The organism is Photorhabdus sp. S10-54 (assembly GCF_963878145.1).
Taxonomy (GTDB): Bacteria; Pseudomonadota; Gammaproteobacteria; order Enterobacterales; family Enterobacteriaceae; genus Photorhabdus; species Photorhabdus kayaii.
Window position 1 is genome coordinate 62,633 of the sequence record NZ_CAWNXG010000016.1, and the last position, 17,754, is coordinate 80,386.

Here is a 17,754-nt window from a genome sequence, read left to right on the forward strand (position 1 = left end):
AAGTCGGCTAACTTATTATTTCGTACCAAATATTTTATCGCCTGCATCCCCCAAGCCAGGCACAATGTATCCCTGTTCATTGAGTCTCTCATCAATAGAAGCTGTATACAGTTCCACATCAGGATGGGCTTTTTCCAGCGCGGCAATACCTTCAGGAGCAGCCACCAAAACTAGCACTTTAATCGACTGGCAGCCTGCTTTTTTCAGTAAATCGATAGTTGCAATCATGGAACCACCGGTTGCCAACATGGGGTCAACCAACAGCGCCATACGTTCATCAATATTGGAAGCCAATTTCTGAAAATAAGGGACAGGTTCTAAGGTTTCTTCATTACGATAAACCCCTACGACGCTGATCCGGGCACTGGGAACATTCTCCAATACACCATCCATCATCCCCAATCCCGCACGCAAAATAGGTACGACAGTTATTTTTTTACCTTTAATCTGCTCAACTACCACCGGACCACACCAGCCATCAATAGTGACTTTTTCTGTTTCTAAATCAGCGGTTGCTTCATAAGTCAGAAGGCTTCCAATTTCTGCGGCCAGTTCACGAAAGCGTTTGGTGCTGATATCATGCGCTCGCATCAGGCCGAGTTTATGTTTAACAAGTGGGTGATTCACCTCAACGATCTTCATGGACCTCTCCTACTGTATGTCATGTCGCCAGCAGACAAAAAAACGGCGAGATTATACCGCCTTTTACCCATAACACCACCACCAATCCGTTGATTTTCATCAAACATAGCCCTAATTACCGAGAACAGAAATCCGAAACAAGAGTCTCGCAAACGTTTGCTTAGACTGTTAGAATTGCTACTATTCTGTCTTAATTTATCAAACGCAACCGCCTTGGGGGCTTCGAGTGACCAACAAAACCTCTCTCAGTTATAAAGATGCCGGTGTCGATATCGACGCCGGTAATGCCTTAGTCAACCGCATTAAAGGTGTTGTAAAACAGACCCGTCGTCCAGAAGTTATGGGCGGTTTAGGTGGGTTTGGCGCTTTATGTGCATTACCACAAAAATACCGCGAGCCAATTCTGGTTTCTGGTACTGATGGTGTCGGCACCAAGTTGCGTCTGGCAATGGATCTCAAACGTCATGACACTATCGGCATTGACTTAGTTGCAATGTGTGTCAATGACCTGGTTGTTCAAGGTGCAGAACCCCTGTTTTTCCTTGATTACTATGCAACCGGGAAACTGGATGTTGATACGGCTGCCAGCGTTATCAGCGGTATCGCAGAAGGCTGTCAATTATCCGGCTGTGCTCTGGTTGGTGGTGAAACCGCAGAAATGCCGGGGATGTACCACGGTGAAGATTATGATGTTGCCGGCTTCTGCGTCGGCGTGGTTGAAAAATCAGAAATCATTGATGGCAGTAAAGTTCAGGCGGGTGATGCCTTGATTGCCCTCGCCGCCAGTGGCCCTCACTCAAACGGCTATTCTCTGATACGCAAAATTCTGGCCGTCAACAACACCGATCCAGAAGCAACAGAGCTTGAAGGTAAATCATTGGCAGATCACCTACTCGCCCCGACAAAAATTTATGTGAAATCCCTTTTATCCTTGATTGAACAGGTTGATATTCACGCTATTGCTCATCTAACCGGTGGCGGTTTCTGGGAAAATATTCCGCGTGTTCTGCCTGAAAATACCCAAGCACAGATTAACGAATCCAGTTGGCAATGGCCGGCCATATTTAACTGGCTGCAACAGACAGGCAATGTCAGCCGTCATGAAATGTACCGTACATTCAACTGTGGTGTTGGAATGGTGATTGCATTACCACCAACAGCCGTTGAACACGCGATTGAATTACTCACTGCTGCCGGTGAAAAAGCCTGGCAAATCGGCACTATCGCGACACTGAAAGAGGGTGAACAACAGGTTATCATTAAATGAAAAATATCGTTGTACTCATCTCTGGCAGCGGCAGCAATCTCCAGGCGGTGATTGACGCCTGCCAGCAGAACAGAATCAATGGGCAGGTTTGCGCGGTATTGAGTAATACCGCAAATGCTTACGGTCTGTTACGCGCTAAACAGGCAGATATTCCCACCCATGTCATTAGCCCGAAAAACTATGTAGATCGTCAGGCTTATGATGAAGCGCTAAAACACGTGATTGATCAGTATCAACCAGACTTGCTGGTCCTCGCGGGTTATATGCGTATTCTGACGCCAGATTTTGTTCAGCACTATCTTGGCCGGCTGTTAAATATTCATCCTTCTCTGTTACCCAAATATCCTGGTCTGCATACTCACCGCAAAGCGATAGCAAATGGAGATACAGAACACGGCACTTCCGTCCATTTTGTAACAGAAGAGTTGGATGGCGGCCCGGTGATCTTGCAAGCTAAAGTTCCTATTTTTGCCGGAGATCAGGAAAATGAGGTTGTTAAACGGGTTCAGACTCAGGAACACAACATCTATCCATTAGTTATCAACTGGTTTATCGAAGGGCGCCTAAATATGGTTAATGGCAAAGCGTATCTGGATGGAAAGATCCTCCCTCCAGAAGGCTATGCCGCAGAATAATCTATTATTAACGACTAATTACAGTGCTGTGGTAACATATCCAGCACTGCGAACTATTATTAATTATACCCTATGGATTTCAAGATGCATCGCGACGGCAAGGGAGAGAATCCCCGGGAGCATAGGTAACTATGTGACCGGGGTGAGCGAGTGCAGCCAACAAAGAGGCAACTTGAAAGATGACGGGTATATGCTCCTTTTTTATTAAAAACACTGAGGTGTCAAATGTCTGGTGGTTCTCATACTCCACCTGTTAGGTTACGCCCCCTTGAGCGGGAAGATCTGCCTTTTATCCATCAATTAGATAACAATGCTAGCGTCATGCGTTACTGGTTCGAAGAACCTTATGAAGCTTTCGTTGAACTGTGCGATCTCTATGACAAACATATTCACGACCAGAGCGAGCGCCGGTTTATTATCGCAAGTTCTGACGCCAAAGTGGGTTTGGTTGAATTAGTCGAAATCGACTATATCCACCGCCGGTCAGAATTTCAGATTATTATCGATCCCGCCTATCAGGGCCAAGGCCATGCAACCAAAGCGGCAAAACTGGCAATGGAATATGCATTTTCCGTACTTAATCTGTATAAACTCTACCTGATTGTTGATAAAGAGAATGTTAAAGCCATTCACATCTATAATAAACTAGGTTTCTATACTGAGGGCGAATTAATAGACGAATTCTTTATTAATGGCAGTTACCGTACAGCCATTCGCATGTGCGTTTTCCAACATCAATATTTTGCATCTAAGGAAGATGAAAAAATGAGTCAACAGCTACTGAAGATAAGATAGCGACAAACGACGCCCCGTCGTATTCAAAGTTTCAATACTTTTACCTCAACACCTGGAGTAACAATGTCCCAAGACAGGCTCTATACCGAGAAAGAACTGAGTTGGTTATCATTCAACGAACGTGTGCTTCAAGAAGCAGCGGATAAGAGCAATCCATTAATAGAACGGATGCGGTTCCTTGGTATTTACTCCAATAATCTGGATGAATTTTACAAAGTCCGTTTTGCTGATGTGAAACGGCGAATATTAATCAATGAAGAACGAGGATCAGCCACCAGCGCTCGAAATGTGTTGAAAAAAATTCAAGCTAAAGTGGCTAAAACCGATCAAGAATTTGATGTGCTCTATAATGAATTGCTACTAGAAATAGCTCGCAATCAAATTTTTCTCATCAATGAACGACAAATTTCACCAAATCAACAAATCTGGTTACGTCAATATTTTCGTCAACATCTGCGGCCACACATTACGCCAATTCTGATCAATCCAGAAACCAACCTGGTTGAATTTCTAAAAGATGACTACACTTATCTGGCAGTTGAAATTGTTCACGGCCAGAATATTCAATATGCACTATTGGAAATTCCGTCAGATAAGGTGCCACGTTTTGTTAACTTGCCGCCTGAAATGCCACACCGCCGCAAATCAATGATCCTGCTAGACAATATTATGCGTTATTGTCTTGATGAAATTTTCAAAGGCTTTTTCGATTATGATTCACTGAACGCCTATTCAATGAAAATGACCCGTGATTCTGAATATGATTTAGCAACAGAGATGGAATCAAGCTTGCTCGAACTAATGTCATCCACGCTGAAACAACGGCTGACAGCGGAACCAGTAAGATTCGTTTATCAACGAGAAATGCCAGATGAAATGGTGGGGTTACTGCGTAGCAAACTTGGCTTGTCAAACAATGATTCGGTGATTGCCGGCGGACGCTATCACAATTTTAAAGATTTCATTAAATTCCCCAATGAGGGGAAGAGAAACTTACTCAATAAACCTTTACCGAGATTACGGCACACTTGGTTTGATAATTTCCGTAATGGTTTTGATGCGATTCGTGAACAAGATGTGCTGCTCTATTATCCCTACCACACCTTTGAACATGTGCTGGAATTATTACGTCAGGCTTCTTTCGACCCAAGTGTACTTTCCATCAAGATCAATATTTATCGGGTAGCAAAAGACTCCCGCATTATTGATTCCATGATCCATGCTGCCCATAACGGTAAAAAAGTGACCGTCGTGGTTGAATTACAGGCTCGATTTGATGAAGAAGCCAATATTCATTGGGCCAAACGGCTAACCGAAGCGGGTGTACATGTTATTTTCTCAGCACCGGGACTAAAAATTCACGCAAAACTGTTTTTTATTTCCCGTCTGGAAGGTGAAGAAATTGTTCGCTATGCCCATATTGGTACCGGCAATTTTAATGAAAAAACCGCTCGCCTCTACACCGACTACTCCTTGCTGACAGCAAATCCCAAAATTACTAACGAAGTGCGCCGGGTATTCAACTTTATTGAGAATCCCTACCGCCCGGTCAAATTTGAAAATCTGATGGTTTCGCCGCAAAATTCCCGCGCAATGCTCAACCAGCTTATTTCACAGGAAATCGCCAACGCCAGAGCGAATAAGCCCGCAGGTATTACGTTAAAGATTAATAATCTGGTTGATAAAGAGCTGGTGGACCGCCTATATGACGCTTCGGAGGCAGGGGTAAAAATACGCCTACTGATACGTGGTATGTGCTCACTGGTGCCCAACCAGCCAGGATTTAGCGAAAATATTCAGATCACCAGTATCGTTGACCGTTTTCTCGAACACGATCGGGTTTACGTATTCACTAATGACGGAGACGAAAAAGTCTTTCTCTCGTCTGCTGACTGGATGACCCGTAATATCGACTACCGAATTGAAGTTGCGGTTTGCCTACTTGATCCACAATTGAAACAACGGGTACTGGACATTCTCGAATTACAATTCAACGATACGGTAAAAGCCCGTTACGTCGATAAAGAGCTGAGCAATAGTTATGTGCCACGGGGTAATAAGCGGAAAATCCGGGCACAACTCGCTATTTATGACTATATAAAAGCCCTCGAACAACCTGAACCAAGAGCTTAATTTATGCCGCTAACACATGACAAGCCGACGCCCAGGCCAATAGAAATTGCGGCTATTGATCTGGGTTCAAACAGTTTTCATATGATTATTGCCCGAATTGTTAACGACGCATTTCAGATTTTAGGTCGCTTAAAACAACGGGTCCATCTTGCCGACGGTCTTGATAACAACAATCTATTAAGCGAAGAAGCAATAACACGCGGTCTTGCCTGTCTGGCTTTATTTGCTGAACGGTTACAAGGCTTTCCTGCTGATAACGTTTGTCTGGTGGGCACTCACAGCTTACGTGAAGCCAGCAATGCCAAAGAATTTATCAAACGCGCTAAAGACGTTATCCCCTACCCGATTGAAATTATTTCCGGCCATGAAGAAGCTCGTCTGATCTATATGGGGGTAGAACATACACAACCAGAAAAAAACCGTAAACTGGTGATTGATATTGGCGGCGGCTCCACTGAACTGGTAATTGGTGAAAATTTTGAACCATTATTAGTAGAAAGCCGCCGAATGGGATGCATTAGTTTCGCCCACCAATTCTTTCCCGATGACGAAATTAGCGCAGAAAAATTCCGCCGAGCGCGGCTTGAAGCTGCACAAAAATTGGAAAATCTCTCATGGCAGTACCGCATCACTGGCTGGAATTCAGCACTTGGGGCATCCGGGACCATTAAAGCGGTGTATGAAGTACTGGTCGCAATGGGGGAAAAGGACGGATTAATCACCCCTGAACGGCTGGAGATGTTGGTCAAAGAAATACTCAAATTCAAGAAATTAAAAACCTTCGACTTACCCGGACTATCGGATGATCGTAAACACTTCTTTATTCCTGGTTTAGCAATCTTATGCGGTATATTCGATACCCTGCATATAAAAGCATTACAACTCTCAGATGGTGCGCTACGTGAAGGCGTTTTATATGAAATGGAAGGCCGTTTCCGTCATCAAGATATCCGCCAGAGAACCGCAAAAAGCCTGGCTGAACACTATAATATCGACAGAGAACAGGCAAAGCGTGTACTTAATACGACTGAAACACTTTACCAACAGTGGGCAATCCAGAACCCTAAACTAGTGCAACCTCAACTCGAAGCGATTTTACACTGGGCGGCAATGTTACACGAAGTTGGATTAAGTATTAACTTAAGCGGATTACAGCGACACTCTGCCTATATTCTGCAAAACACCAACTTACCCGGCTTTAATCAGGAACAGCAATTACTGCTGGCAACCTTGGTTCGCTGTCATCGTAAGACAATAAAACTGGATGATTTGCCAAGATTCAATTTATTCAAGAAAAAACAGTATCTACCATTAATTCAAATCCTACGTCTGGCAACTTTACTCAATAATCAACGCCAATCCACAACCATTCCTGAATCACTCAGACTGGTTACTGATGATAGCCATTGGGCGCTCTACCTGCCTTACAATTATTTATCAGAAAACACCCTGATGCAGCTTGATCTGGAAAAAGAGCAAGGTTACTGGCATAACGTTACGGGTTGGCAATTAGAAATAGCCGAGGAATCAATATAAAGATACCAAACCATGAAAAAAAAGAAGCGATCTCAGATAATTAAATTGGTTTTACTTATCAGCTTTCTGATTTTATTTGGCCGTTTCATTTACTCATCCATAGCGGCATTAGAACATCATCAACAAAATAAAAAGGTCATAATAGAGAAAGGTGAAAATCATCAAATGAAATAATCAACTTATTGCAGATTATCATTAATCAATATCATTACCTCACTGTTCCCCCGAATTCTTCGGGGAAACAAGCTATTATAAATGTCATAATTTCAAAAGAACGACACCCGCTATTATTATCACAATACCAATCCACTGAATTCGACTTAACCGTTCTCCACGAATAAAAAAGCCTAATAAAGCGGTGATTCCACTTGCCAATGAACTCAGAACAGTAACAACAGCAACATGTCCCGTTGCAGAACCGTAAGCTAATGAAGCAAACCCGATCAGACTAAAGAAACTAATTGAAAAAACCAGAGCAATAATTGAAATCGGCGGTAATGATAAATTTCCTTTTTTTAATAGAGTGAGAAATAAAACAACCACAGCGGTTAAATAGTAAACCCATAATGCATTGATAACACCCAGATCTCTAACAGCAAATTCCCCTTGCAACCAGAAGCCTAAACCAAACATCAGTGAAGACAAAAGTGCAAAGAAAATTGAACCAGATGATTCTCGTTGTCCATCTTTTGATTTCGGTATACTGGTTAGACAAGCCCCAACAACACAAATAAATAGACTAAACAAAACCAAAGCGGTCATTGGTTTCCCATTTATCAGTGACAAAATCGTGGTAACGGCACCATAAAGCGAAACAATCGGCGCGACAATCGAGGCTTTGCCGATTGATAATGCTTTAAGCAGAAACACCATTGCCATTAAATTGCAAACCGAAGCAACAACACAGATGGTCAGTTGAAAAAAGCTTGCATTAACAAACGACATCTCAAAATAAAAAAACAGCAACAACGATAAAACAAAAAAACCAAATAGCTGACTGTAGAATAAAGATTTAGCAACGCCGAATTTTCTTGCGACTTGCCCTGCCAAAAAATCAGTACTTCCCCAACACAATGCTGAAATCAACCCCATCAGAATAGCCATAATGATAATCTCTTATTAATTTGTTTTTAACTGTACGCGGTTAGCAATACGTGTCGCATTTTCCATCGCTTCCTCACAACTATTACCATAAGCCAGAACATAACCGACAATAGAACCAAAGTTTTTATTTTTTGATGAATTTTTACTTTTCGATAAAATAGTAAAAGGCGTTTTTTTAAACCCTGCGGAAATGAAATAAGGGATATCAGCATCTATTCTGATATCATTGACAACCCCCTCACCACGATAAAAAACAAATGCATCAGCGACAAATGGATAAACGATTTCCGACGCTGGTGATATAGAACTTTCGATACCACAAACAAAATCGACTAAGTATTTGACCATATTAATCCCAGAAGTCATGAAGATCTGTTGAGCCGCTCTAGCACCCGCTATGCGCAAATTGATTTCAACTAATACGGGCCCACGAGAGGTATAAACAAATTCTACATTTATTGCACCACCCCGTAATCCCAAAGCGGCTACCCACTCCTTAACAAACTTACAAGCCATTGCAAACTCAAATTCAGACAGTTCAGCAGGATGAGATAAGCCGATCATACACAGGTCATCATCAGGAGAAACGAAAATTCTATTGATACCAAGTAAATGCCATTCATCATGACTATAAATTAATTCTGCCCCATAAAAATTTCCTTGCAGGAACTCTTCTATCAAGAACTCTTCATTAACTTTACCGAGCATTGACATTGTGCCATTAGATGAAATTTCTAAAACCACATGGTGGTAATCATCTTGAGATTTACAAAGTGATACCCCATAAGCCCCTGCATCACGAAGTGGCTTAACCACAAACGGAAAAGGAACCTTAGGATTTTCTGGAATATTATTATAAGAAAAAACCTCGTAAGCAGGTTGCTCATAACCATGTTGTGCTAAGATATCCCTGACATTCTTCTTACTAAATGCATTCCTCAAACCATCTATATCCGGGTGAGGTAAACCGAATTCTAACGCTACTTCAGACGCCACAATCATAAAATCATCATAGCAACCTAAAATTGCAGCAACAGGAATACGGTTATCTTTAATTAAATTAATGATATCTGTACTATTTCTCGTATCAACATAATAAATATTATCAAATAATTCCTTTCTTAAATCATCATATAATCCTTTATTCATTGATTCCATTGAAGTCAATAACACAGGAGAAAATCCCAAATCTCTAATATAATCAATTGCCGAGCATTCAACCGGTCTTGCTTCAATAAAAATAAAAACACGCATATCGACCCCATCGTTAGTTGATATTTATTAATTTATGACGCTTTCTTCATTCCTGAAATCATCTAATTTTACTTAATAATAAAAAGTTTCATTAAAATTAAGACAACCTAATCATCATGTATAGTTCCAACTAAGATGACTTTCAAATAAAAAAACCGCCAGAATACAACCAGATTCAGCTATTTAATACATAACCAATTAAATAATAAAAAGAATTTTTTCATAAAAATAATTTTTTCGCCAAAAATAAAATAGTTATTCATTTTTAAAATAAAAAAACACCCAATTATTCTAATTTAATAATCAACTTTATTTGACATATCAGACTTTATATACTTTTATTAATACTACATTGATTTACGGATATTTTTTAGTTAACGGAATAAATTGTTTAAATTAATTTATTGTTCCCAAATCTTCTTCTTATATATTTTCATTTATAGGAGTATTTATGTCATCTCATGAAATTAGAAAAACAGTATTCAGCCCCTCTCCGTGGGAAAATAAAATGGGATACTCAAGAGGAAAAAGAGTTGGCAATCAGATATTTATTGCAGGATGTGTCGCTTCAGATGGTGATGGAAATGTTATGGGGGAAAATGCTTACGAGCAAACTCTATTTATCATAGAAAAAATTGAGAAATATTTAAAAGAGCTTGATGCAGAACTGACTGACGTTGTCAGCACAGTAACACATTTAACAGATTTCCAACATTTTGATGATTATTGTCGAGCATTTAATGAGAAATTTGGCGATATACGCCCGGTCAATACGACTATTGCCGTTAAATCGATGGTAAAGCCAGAACATTACGTTGAAATTACAACTATTGCTATCGATAGCAAATAGTTAAATTAAAGAATAATACCAATGGTAATTGATCTACCTGGAGGCTTGGCATGAATAAAATTAGCGTGCTCCCCGGCTCCACTCTTAACGGGGAAATAGTCATACCATCATCTAAGCCTCATATCCAAAGAGCGCTACTATTAGCACTATTGAATGAAGAAACAACAACCGTAAATAATATATCGTGGTGTACCGAAACCGAAGATCTCCTTATTGCTTTACAACAATTTGGTCTGCAAATTCTGGACAGAAGTGAAAACCACATCATATTGAAAGGAGCACATCCAATCTATCATTGTAATGGGATCATTAATGCTAATGGTTCTGGCATGTTATTTAGAATCAGTGTCGCTTTAGCGTCACTAACAGAAAAGGAAGTTTATATAAAATGCAATGATTCACTGTTTAACAGAGAAAGTCTGTATGATGAATCATTTTTTTCATACCTGAATGTATTTGCAGAAAAGCGAGAAGAAAATATTGTCATTATTTCCAGAAGAATATATCCATCACAATCGCCATTAAACTTCAATAAGAGTACTCAATTCCTATCATTCTCTCTTCTTGTTTCACCATTTATGAAAGGGAAAAGTATTATCATTAACAACAATGGCGAAACTAAGAATGGATATGTCGATATAACAATTAACATGATGGCGTTATTGGGAAGTCAAATCACTCGAATAGGCAGCACATTTATTTCAACTGAATATCAACCAAGGGATATTACTATTAGCATCCCCTCTGATTTCACATCACTAAGCTACATTGCTTCGTCAATATTAAGTATTAATCGACCAAGCAAAGTCACCATCAGAAGTTATTATTTGGGGAATACCATTAACGAAAGAGTATTATTTGACATATATAAAAAATTTGGTATGAATTTAAAATATAACCCAATTAAGAATCAACTTAATATCAGCCTGGAGGAGGAACATAACACCATTACAGATGAAATCTACTTAAATGAACTTCCTTCCGTTGCTACTAACATTATCGCGGCAGCGATTAATGGCAATGGAAATATTACATTTTCCGGTCTTAATGCTATAAACAATCATAAATGTCAACGCGCATTTATTATCAACGAAAATATACGCATGATGGGCGGGAAAAGTTATTTAATTTTTGATGATACTGGGGCTTTCAACAAAATAAGGATCAACGGTAACGGACCATTAAACGGAGGCGTCGAAATATTCAGTTATTATGATCATCGGATTTGCGCATCCAATATTATTGCATCACTAGGGGCAAGAGAACGAACAACGGTTAATCATATACATAAATTAGATGATGGTTTTCCTGGATTTATCCAATCCTTAAGTTCTCTCGGAGCTAAAATAAGTTAGCTAACAGTATAAAAGCGAGACAAAAATATGAATTATTATGGTAATAATCATCCGCCATTTATCGAAATAAACAAAACAAAATCATTAAATGGCTCAATAACCTTACCTGCCTCCAAAAGTTCTTCAACTCGCGCCATTCTGACTGCATCATTAACGGAAGGTACAAGTAAAATAAATAACATGGCATCAGGGAACAATACAACAGCAATGAAATTAAACTGTTCCCGTTTAGGGGCATCATTTAATAGTGATATTACAAGGACAATCGTAGAAGGCATAGATATCAGAAAAATTGATAAAAAAATCATCTTTAACCCAGGTAATTCTGGCGTTGTATTAAGGCTATTAATGGGAGTAGCCGGTTATTTACCTGATACTGAATTTATTACAGAATACAGTTACTCCCTGGGTACACGATCACAATCAGAAATGGTCAATGCATTAAAATTACTCAATATTCAGTGCACCTCTGTTGGGCCTGATTCACTTTTGCCGATAAGCATGAAATCAGATAGAAACATCGGTAGTTACACTGAAATTTCATGCAGAAAGAGCTCTCAATTCCTGAGTGGACTACTTTACTTAGGTGCCATTAGTGAACGAGACCTGCAAATAAAAGTCATCGATACAATTACCGCACCATCGATGGTTCACACGACAATTAATAATTTGCGCAAAGCGGGCATTAATATCGAATATGATGATAAATTCCGCAATTTCTTTACGACAGGAAAAAATCGATTTATTCCATCAGAATTTAGCGTCGGCGCTGATCCAGCCAGCACGGCGGCAATCCTTGCACTTTGTACCTCACTGAATTCTGATGTCACCCTAAACGGTTTCTTTGAGGAAGAATTAGGTAATGGCGCGGTGGTGGATTATTTAATTAACAGTGGAACGAAAATCAGCTTCATCAGGGATGATTGTCTCAATATTCGATCTGGCGGAATCCTAAAAGCGCAGGATTTCGATGGTTCACTGGCACCAGATGCGGTACCAGCACTTGCTGCATTAGCTGCGTTTGCCGACGGTAAAAGCGTTTTCTATAACATTGAACATATCCGCTATAAAGAATCAGACAGAATTTCTGATTTTCGACGGGAATTAGACAAAATAGGGATTAGATCAGAAGAGAAGCTAGACCAATTAATTATTTATGGCAATCCATATGGATATAAAGGCGGCATTATTGTTGATGGTCATTACGATCATGGATTAATCATGGCACTCACAACAATAGGTTTACATTGTGATGAGCCCCTCATTATCAGTGAGCCATATCATGTTGGTCAGACCTATCCAGAATATTTCGCCGAAATATCCACATTAGGCGCCAATGTGAACGAATTAAAATATTCTGGCCCTATACCAGAAGACGTTTAAATATCATTGATAACTCTTAACCGAAGGAATTCACTATGTGTGGAATTGGTGGTGTTTTTAATACAGAAAATAGGCTTATTGATGATATTGAGAATAAGCTACAGACGATAATGTCAAAAATAGCACATCGGGGCGATCCATCTCGATTTAATGAGAAGATTGTCAGAAATAACTTTTCAATCGCAACCAACAGGCTTGCTATTGTCGAACGCGATTCAGCCTATCAACCCATATCAAATCAGGAACATGATCTTCATCTTGTTCTGAATGGTCAAATTTATAATTACAAATCTCTTCGAAATGAATTAATTAAACAAGGTTATCAATTTAAAAATGGTGGCGATGCAGAAGTTGCCCTAATTGCCTACATTTGCTATGGCAAGTCATTTATTAAAAAATTAGATGGCATGTTTAGTTTTATTCTATTTGATAATAAGAATAATAAATTCTTATTAGGCAGAGATCACGTCGGTATAAAACCTCTCTATTACACCCAAAAAGAGGGTAACTGGTATGTAGCATCAGAAATAAAATCATTGATCGAGTTTAACTCAGAAATTAAACCTGTTGAACCCGGTTCAATTTTCGACGGATTTACTAGTGAGAAATATATTAGCTACGACACAACTATCCCAGCAAGCAGCGATAACTTCGAACAGGCAAAAGAAAAAGTCTATTCACTGTTAGATAATGCCGTCAGAAAGCGAGTTGACACAGACCTACCTGTGTCAATTATGTTTAGCGGCGGCATAGACAGTACCATCGTACTTTATCTTGCAAAAAAATATCACCACGATATTACGGCGATTTCATTTGGATTACCGGGTTCAAAAGACATTGAAATTGCCCAAAGATATTGTTCTGAGAATAATATAAAGCATATTATATATACATTTACTCAGGAAGAATTAATCAATAATATCCAAGATGCTATCTATTATGGTGAATTTTTCGAACAAATCGATGCGATTGATTCAACTATTGCTCACTTTGGCTATTATATTGCTAACCGCCTTGGCTTTAAAATTGCTTTATGTGGAGAAGGTAGTGATGAAATTTTTGCTGGTTACGATTTATTTAAAACATACCCCGACCCCCATCACCTCTCCCTATATCGATTAAATAATCTTTATAGGACTGATTTACAAAGAGTTGATCGGGCAAGCATGAGAAATACTGTTGAAGCAAGAGTTCCCTTTATGGATTCAGCACTAGTGCCTTATGTTTTAAGCTTGGATTTTTCTTACAAACTCAATAATGGGATAGAAAAACATATTTTACGCGAAGCATTCAGAGGAAAAATACCCGAATATATCATTGACAGGCCAAAAATAAGAATGCCAGATGGCAGTGGTGTAAAAAATACTATCGTTGATTACGTTAAAGATATTAAATGCAATCTACCGAGAAGCATGGTTGACAACCTTAATTCTATCGGGTTAACCCATCAAAGTTCATTATATTTCGCTGAAAAATATCTCTCTTTGGGTTATCCACTACCGAAAGAGCGTTTCAAAGAATCTGGCAAAGATTTTTCAGAATCGGGTTACTTTAATTTCATATCGTAATTTAACCATTATATTGATTGCTGCATTGTTTATTCTGTTAATAATGCAGCTATTTGGAAATAAAAAATAGAATTTTTTATTTCCATCACTTGGCATCAAATTGAAACTCAATATCCTTTTTTAAAAAATCATAATCAATAATTTCAACTCTCTTATTCTTTGATACAATTATTCCTTTTTCATTTAAACTCTTAATAGCTCTATTTAATTGCCTGACTGAAACACCTAAAACAGATGCTAAATCTTCCCTTTTCTCTAATACCAACACAGTTCCATTTCTTTTCGAATGATAGTAAAGAAATCGCTTTAACTTATCCTCAACAGTTAAAAACATTCCCGTTCGAAACAAAGAAGACTCAAAAAGCTTATTACTGAGTTGTTTACAAACAAATTGAAGAAATACAGCATCTGTTAATCCAAATATTCTTACCGTCTCTAACGGAATTGATAGCAGTACTGATCGCTCCTGAGCAAAGACAGTATTAATTATGTTATCGCCTTGGGAATGAAAAAGTTCTAAATCTCCAATAAGAAAAAGAGGAGTAGCAAAGGCAAAAACAGAAAATTTTCCATTAATATTATAAAACTCAACCTTTAGTTTACCCTCAACTAAAATATAGAGATGAGTAAAAATTGATGACTGATGTGTAAGATAGCTATTTTTCTTCACTTCAACCACATCTAACTTTGTCATAAACTCTGCTGGAAAAATGCTATCTAGATGATATTTATCAATATAATATTTCAATTTATTCTCTTTATCCCGATACATATCTAATACAGATTTAATATAATTTTTCCAATTATATAAAAAGATAAATAGAATGCAATTTTTCACTACGACAATTTCATTATTTCCTTTTCCAATCGACTTTTCAATTCATTACTAGAAAATGAAGCCTGTAATGCATTCAAATTTGTTTCAATAAAATCACTATATTGCCAACCAAAGTATCGATTAATCTTCAAATATTCTTCACACAAGGTGATATTTGCCACTGTCCGGGCATCCGTATTAATCCCAATATTGACACCAATCTCTTTTAAAAAATTAACTGGATGGTTTTCATAGATATCATAAATATCGCAAATAATATTACACGTCGGGCATATTTCTAAATGTATATTTCTCTCTATAAGGAGACCAATAACATCTCGATCTTCAACACTTCTGACACCATGACCTATACGAGAAATATTTAATTTATTGATAGTCTCGCGCACACTTTCAGCCCCTTTCGCTTCTCCTGCATGCGCAATAACATTTCCACCATTTTCTAACACTATTCTAAACGCATTCAAATGCGCATTAAGTGGATATCTTGCCTCATCGGCAGCAAGATCGAGAGCAACAACACCGTAATTAGAATATTCATTGACAAGATATGCGGTTTTCAAACTTTGATCTTCTGAAAAATGCCGCAATGTACATAATATTAAACCTGCTGCTATACCATATTTGACTGAAGAATTTTTCATTGCCTCCAAAACAATTTCTACAATATCGCGCTCATTTAATCCTAAGAGAAGATGAAGTAAAGGTGCAAATCTAATTTCAGCATAAACTACATTATCGCTTTTTAATTGTATAAAAAGATCTTCTACAGCATCAGCTATTACGTCCCTTTTTTGTAGTAAATCCAGTGAAGGAATGATTTTATTTAAAAAATCACCTAAATCATGACATTTTTCAGGGGCAATATATTTTTCACAAAATGACTTATGGGTAATATCAGGAATAAGCTTTTTAACGAAATGATAACTCAACCCACAATCAAGATGCGTATGTAATTCTACCTTTCTCAGTAAATCAGGATTAAAATTCATCTTTTATTCGCCTATATGACTAAAATTACGATAATAATGTAAATAGTTTATTCTTAAATACCTTACCCTTGATTTTAGTCACCACACTCATATTATGAGGATGATTGAGAAGATCGGTTGAATCAATCACTAAATGCCCATATGAACGTGCGCTTTGATATTCAACATAACCATACACCTCTAATTTATCCTCAATCACTTCATTCGGATATAAAGCAATAGCCATTGTTATAGGATCAGGCAGATCAAATCCTTTTCTATTCGTTCTTCCCGCATTGAATTCAATCAATGTTCTATTACAGCTCACTGCAAACTGACCAAGATCACCTAAAGAATTTAATTTATCCATATCGAATTCATTAATAAAAGCCTCCTCCATACCTAACTCCCATCCACAAAACATAAGAGGCAATCCAGAATTCAATACTATATGTGCTGCTTCAGCATCAGAATAGATATTGAATTCAGCTAATGGCGTAATATTACCTGGCTTCAATCCAGAACCTCCCATAATATAAATCACTTTAACAAATTTATATAAATCCGGCTCTTTTAAGACAGCCATTGCTATATTTGTTAATGGCCCCAAAGCGATTATCTCTATCTCACCAGGAAATTTTTTCACGATATCAACAATTGCATCTACTGCATGTTTATCTTCTACTATTAACGAAGACTCGGGTAAATTCATATTACCCATACCATCTTTTCCATGAATATGATATGAAGCATAGTGCTCTCTAAATAATGGTTTACTCATCCCTTCATATACCGGAGGAATATATGTTCCTGCTTTTTCAATACTAACCAATGCATTTTTCCTGCACTGAGTAACAGCACAATTACCTGAAACAATAGTAATACCTTCAATAAAAACTGAGGGTTCACGGAGCGCCATCAGTAATGCAACTGCATCATCGGAAGCCGTATCTGTATCAATAATGAAATGTCTCATAGCCTATTTCCCTTTATCATATTCCTTACATTAGTCTATAAGTTCCGCCAAAAAAAAGTCACATGACCTTTTTCCAGAATTAAAAAAACAATGTGCACAGAGATAGATAACCAATATGTGCTCTATTTCACAATGTACCACCAATAAACAATTCGCAGAAATATGTGCTAAATAGCCCCAGTCACATAATTTGCTATGCTCCCGGGGATTCACTCCCTTGCCGTCGCGATGCATCTTGAAATCCATTGGGTATAACAGAGGCAGCATCATTTGCATAATTTCTGGAGCCGGCTCGAAAAAACTGACAAAAAACGCCTTAATTTGCCTTAAAAAGCGCTTCCTTGACATATTTTCCACATTTTCTCCATTTTTTAGCCTATCCTCACTGTCTAAACTAATAGCATGTGATTAAACCGATATTTCAGTCGGACATAATCAAGCAATACCTTG

15 protein-coding genes are annotated in these 17,754 nt (G+C 38.3%); 9 read left to right on the plus strand and 6 right to left on the minus strand.

Going from position 1 to position 17,754, the window contains the following annotated elements; translation table 11 throughout:
- Positions 1-15: 15 nt before the first annotated feature.
- Positions 16-642 (minus strand): uracil phosphoribosyltransferase, encoded by a 627-nt coding sequence (gene upp, locus AACQ83_RS11130; protein ID WP_011146979.1) that lies wholly within the window; start codon positions 640-642, stop codon positions 16-18.
- A 226-nt stretch (positions 643-868) separates the two neighbouring features.
- Between upp and purM the strand changes: the two genes are divergently transcribed.
- From purM to ppx, 5 genes are all read left to right on the plus strand, one after another.
- Positions 869-1,909, plus strand: a complete 1,041-nt coding sequence (purM, locus tag AACQ83_RS11135; RefSeq protein WP_112877724.1) for a phosphoribosylformylglycinamidine cyclo-ligase — start codon at positions 869-871, stop codon at positions 1,907-1,909.
- The gene (purN, locus tag AACQ83_RS11140; protein ID WP_112877725.1) at positions 1,906-2,544 is read left to right on the plus strand and encodes a phosphoribosylglycinamide formyltransferase; all 639 of its coding nucleotides are present in this window, start codon (positions 1,906-1,908) and stop codon (positions 2,542-2,544) included. Before purM ends, purN begins: the two co-directional genes overlap by 4 nt.
- A gap of 225 nt (positions 2,545-2,769) precedes the next feature.
- Entirely contained in the window at positions 2,770-3,339 is a 570-nt protein-coding gene (speG, locus tag AACQ83_RS11145; protein ID WP_112877726.1) for a spermidine N1-acetyltransferase, read from the plus strand.
- Positions 3,340-3,402: 63 nt separating this feature from the next.
- Positions 3,403-5,472, plus strand: a complete 2,070-nt coding sequence (gene ppk1 / locus AACQ83_RS11150) for a polyphosphate kinase 1 (RefSeq protein WP_112877727.1) — start codon at positions 3,403-3,405, stop codon at positions 5,470-5,472.
- Positions 5,473-5,475: 3 nt separating this feature from the next.
- Positions 5,476-7,008, plus strand: coding sequence for an exopolyphosphatase (ppx, locus tag AACQ83_RS11155; RefSeq protein WP_112877728.1), 1,533 nt, complete (start codon positions 5,476-5,478; stop codon positions 7,006-7,008).
- A gap of 258 nt (positions 7,009-7,266) precedes the next feature.
- On the opposite strand, the gene AACQ83_RS11160 is transcribed toward ppx, so the two are convergent.
- Together AACQ83_RS11160 and AACQ83_RS11165 are read right to left on the minus strand one after the other, a co-directional pair.
- Positions 7,267-8,112 carry a DMT family transporter gene (locus AACQ83_RS11160; RefSeq protein WP_112877730.1) on the minus strand — a complete coding sequence of 282 codons (846 nt, stop codon included), beginning with the start codon at positions 8,110-8,112 and terminating at the stop codon, positions 7,267-7,269.
- A gap of 15 nt (positions 8,113-8,127) precedes the next feature.
- A complete protein-coding gene (locus AACQ83_RS11165) occupies positions 8,128-9,366 on the minus strand; it encodes an ATP-grasp domain-containing protein (RefSeq protein WP_112877731.1) in 1,239 nt (412 codons plus the stop codon).
- 451 nt (positions 9,367-9,817) lie between these two features.
- Between AACQ83_RS11165 and AACQ83_RS11170 the strand changes: the two genes are divergently transcribed.
- From AACQ83_RS11170 to AACQ83_RS11185, 4 genes are read left to right on the plus strand one after another with little or no spacing between them, the layout of a single operon-like run.
- Positions 9,818-10,216, plus strand: a complete 399-nt coding sequence (locus tag AACQ83_RS11170) for a RidA family protein (RefSeq protein ID WP_112877732.1) — start codon at positions 9,818-9,820, stop codon at positions 10,214-10,216.
- Between the two features lie 50 nt (positions 10,217-10,266).
- Entirely contained in the window at positions 10,267-11,571 is a 1,305-nt protein-coding gene (locus AACQ83_RS11175) for a 3-phosphoshikimate 1-carboxyvinyltransferase (protein WP_112877733.1), read from the plus strand.
- A 27-nt stretch (positions 11,572-11,598) separates the two neighbouring features.
- Complete coding sequence (locus AACQ83_RS11180) at positions 11,599-12,954, plus strand: 3-phosphoshikimate 1-carboxyvinyltransferase (protein WP_112877734.1); 1,356 nt, start codon at positions 11,599-11,601, stop codon at positions 12,952-12,954.
- A 35-nt stretch (positions 12,955-12,989) separates the two neighbouring features.
- Positions 12,990-14,522 (plus strand): asparagine synthetase B family protein, encoded by a 1,533-nt coding sequence (locus AACQ83_RS11185; protein ID WP_112877735.1) that lies wholly within the window; start codon positions 12,990-12,992, stop codon positions 14,520-14,522.
- 85 nt (positions 14,523-14,607) lie between these two features.
- On the opposite strand, the gene AACQ83_RS11190 is transcribed toward AACQ83_RS11185, so the two are convergent.
- From AACQ83_RS11190 to AACQ83_RS11200, 3 genes are all read right to left on the minus strand, one after another.
- The gene (locus AACQ83_RS11190) at positions 14,608-15,216 is read right to left on the minus strand and encodes a Crp/Fnr family transcriptional regulator (protein ID WP_240000776.1); all 609 of its coding nucleotides are present in this window, start codon (positions 15,214-15,216) and stop codon (positions 14,608-14,610) included.
- A gap of 143 nt (positions 15,217-15,359) precedes the next feature.
- Entirely contained in the window at positions 15,360-16,349 is a 990-nt protein-coding gene (gene add, locus AACQ83_RS11195) for an adenosine deaminase (RefSeq protein WP_112877736.1), read from the minus strand.
- Between the two features lie 25 nt (positions 16,350-16,374).
- Positions 16,375-17,304 (minus strand): nucleoside hydrolase, encoded by a 930-nt coding sequence (locus AACQ83_RS11200; RefSeq protein ID WP_112877737.1) that lies wholly within the window; start codon positions 17,302-17,304, stop codon positions 16,375-16,377.
- Between the last annotated feature and the right edge of the window lie 450 nt (positions 17,305-17,754).

What these genes read in the sequence shown, in the direction of transcription:
- upp (WP_011146979.1), bottom strand. Translation starts at nt 642, where the DNA reads ATGAAGATCGTTGAGGTGAATCACCCACTTGTTAAACATAAACTCGGC.
- purN (WP_112877725.1), top strand. Translation starts at nt 1,906, where the DNA reads ATGAAAAATATCGTTGTACTCATCTCTGGCAGCGGCAGCAATCTCCAG.
- speG (WP_112877726.1), top strand. Translation starts at nt 2,770, where the DNA reads ATGTCTGGTGGTTCTCATACTCCACCTGTTAGGTTACGCCCCCTTGAG.
- ppk1 (WP_112877727.1), top strand. Translation starts at nt 3,403, where the DNA reads ATGTCCCAAGACAGGCTCTATACCGAGAAAGAACTGAGTTGGTTATCA.
- ppx (WP_112877728.1), top strand. Translation starts at nt 5,476, where the DNA reads ATGCCGCTAACACATGACAAGCCGACGCCCAGGCCAATAGAAATTGCG.
- AACQ83_RS11160 (WP_112877730.1), bottom strand. Translation starts at nt 8,112, where the DNA reads ATGGCTATTCTGATGGGGTTGATTTCAGCATTGTGTTGGGGAAGTACT.
- AACQ83_RS11165 (WP_112877731.1), bottom strand. Translation starts at nt 9,366, where the DNA reads ATGCGTGTTTTTATTTTTATTGAAGCAAGACCGGTTGAATGCTCGGCA.
- AACQ83_RS11170 (WP_112877732.1), top strand. Translation starts at nt 9,818, where the DNA reads ATGTCATCTCATGAAATTAGAAAAACAGTATTCAGCCCCTCTCCGTGG.
- AACQ83_RS11175 (WP_112877733.1), top strand. Translation starts at nt 10,267, where the DNA reads ATGAATAAAATTAGCGTGCTCCCCGGCTCCACTCTTAACGGGGAAATA.
- AACQ83_RS11180 (WP_112877734.1), top strand. Translation starts at nt 11,599, where the DNA reads ATGAATTATTATGGTAATAATCATCCGCCATTTATCGAAATAAACAAA.
- AACQ83_RS11185 (WP_112877735.1), top strand. Translation starts at nt 12,990, where the DNA reads ATGTGTGGAATTGGTGGTGTTTTTAATACAGAAAATAGGCTTATTGAT.
- AACQ83_RS11190 (WP_240000776.1), bottom strand. Translation starts at nt 15,216, where the DNA reads ATGACAAAGTTAGATGTGGTTGAAGTGAAGAAAAATAGCTATCTTACA.
- add (WP_112877736.1), bottom strand. Translation starts at nt 16,349, where the DNA reads ATGAATTTTAATCCTGATTTACTGAGAAAGGTAGAATTACATACGCAT.
- AACQ83_RS11200 (WP_112877737.1), bottom strand. Translation starts at nt 17,304, where the DNA reads ATGAGACATTTCATTATTGATACAGATACGGCTTCCGATGATGCAGTT.